This is a genomic window from Flavobacterium sp. (assembly GCF_029242675.1).
Taxonomy (GTDB): domain Bacteria; phylum Bacteroidota; class Bacteroidia; order Flavobacteriales; family Flavobacteriaceae; genus Flavobacterium.
In genome coordinates this window covers 1-1528 of sequence record NZ_JAQWTM010000357.1, presented here as the reverse complement: position 1 = coordinate 1528, position 1528 = coordinate 1, and the positions used below count along the sequence as shown (strand labels likewise).

The 1528-nt window shown below is 35.3% G+C and carries 2 protein-coding genes; both read left to right on the top strand.

The genetic code is table 11. The features are described 5' to 3' along the window. The first annotated feature begins 101 nt into the window (after positions 1-101). The gene (gene era / locus P8M54_RS13190) at positions 102-983 is read left to right on the top strand and encodes a GTPase Era (protein WP_300288394.1); all 882 of its coding nucleotides are present in this window, start codon (positions 102-104) and stop codon (positions 981-983) included. A gap of 460 nt (positions 984-1443) precedes the next feature. Beyond that, a partial coding sequence (locus tag P8M54_RS13185; protein ID WP_300288395.1) for a GTPase occupies positions 1444-1528 on the top strand: 85 nt, incomplete at its 3' end.

Sequence of the window (1528 nt, the reverse complement as noted above, 5' to 3'; positions counted from 1 at the left end):
ATACAATCAATTTCTGCATTTTACAAAATAAATTTTAAAAAATGTTTTATTTTATCTATTGACTTGATATGACTACCTTTGTGGCATAAATTATAGTAGAAATGTCACATAAAGCAGGTTTTGTAAATATCATAGGTAATCCAAACGTTGGGAAATCAACGTTAATGAATGCCTTTGTTGGAGAACGATTGTCAATAATCACTTCAAAAGCACAAACAACACGTCATAGAATTTTAGGAATTGTAAACGGAGAAGATTTTCAAATGATCTTGTCAGACACGCCAGGAATCATCAAACCGGCATACGAAATGCAAGAATCGATGATGAATTTCGTAAAATCAGCGTTCGAGGATGCTGATATTTTGATTTACATGGTCGAAATAGGGGAGCAGGATTTAAAAGACGAAGCGTTTTTTAATAAAATCATTCATTCTAAAATCCCTGTTTTATTGTTATTAAACAAAATCGATAATTCTAATCAAGAACAATTAGAGCAACAAGTGGCTTTTTGGTCTGAGAAAGTGCCTAATGCCGAAATATATCCAATATCAGCATTGAAGAACTTTAATGTACCTGAGGTTTTTCAGCGTATCATTTCGCTTTTGCCTGAATCACCTGCTTATTATCCAAAAGACCAATTAACAGACAAGCCGGAGCGTTTCTTTGTTAATGAGACTATTCGTGAAAAAATCTTGTTGAACTACAGTAAGGAAATTCCATATGCAGTTGAAATCGTTACGGAGGAGTTTTTTGAAGATGAAAAAATAATCCGCATTCGTTCCTTAATAATGGTTGAGCGCGAAACTCAAAAAGGAATCATCATTGGTCACAAAGGAGCTGCTTTGAAAAAAGTAGGTACTGAGGCTCGTGAGGATTTAGAGAAATTCTTTGGTAAACAAATTCATATCGAATTAGTGGTGAAAGTAAACAAAAATTGGAGAAGCAATGCCAACATGCTAAAACGTTTTGGTTACAATCAATAAAGTAACATACGCCCTAATTTAGTTATCCTAATAAAAACAGCATTCAAGTATAAATTGAATGCTGTTTTTTTATGACCTAAACGTTTATAGTAAGAGGTTGCCGTGCCAAATAGAGAAGGATTGTGCAAAAAGTATTTGGGCGTAACTCGTATAATCCCGATAGTGATCGGGATTATACGAGTCGGGCTATTCGTTGCAATCTTTTTACTGGCGAAAAAGCCAGTAAAAAGGATTTTCACTGCTATCCCTTACGCACCGCCGTGTAAGCAGGATGTTGTTGCAGTTGTACGTGGAGTAGCCCAGATAGTAACGGCATCCTTTTATGCTGGTGTTCAGCATAAAAGATAGAGTGAATAGCTGGAAATAGCTCCAAGAAACCATAAAAAACAGAGACGCTCAGAAACTTAGCGACTTAGCGACTTTTTTTAACTACCTTTGCCAAATATTTGAAATTAGAATTATGAACAACATTGTTGCGATAGTAGGAAGACCTAATGTGGGGAAATCAACCCTTTTCAATAGGCTGATACAAAGAAGAGAAGCTA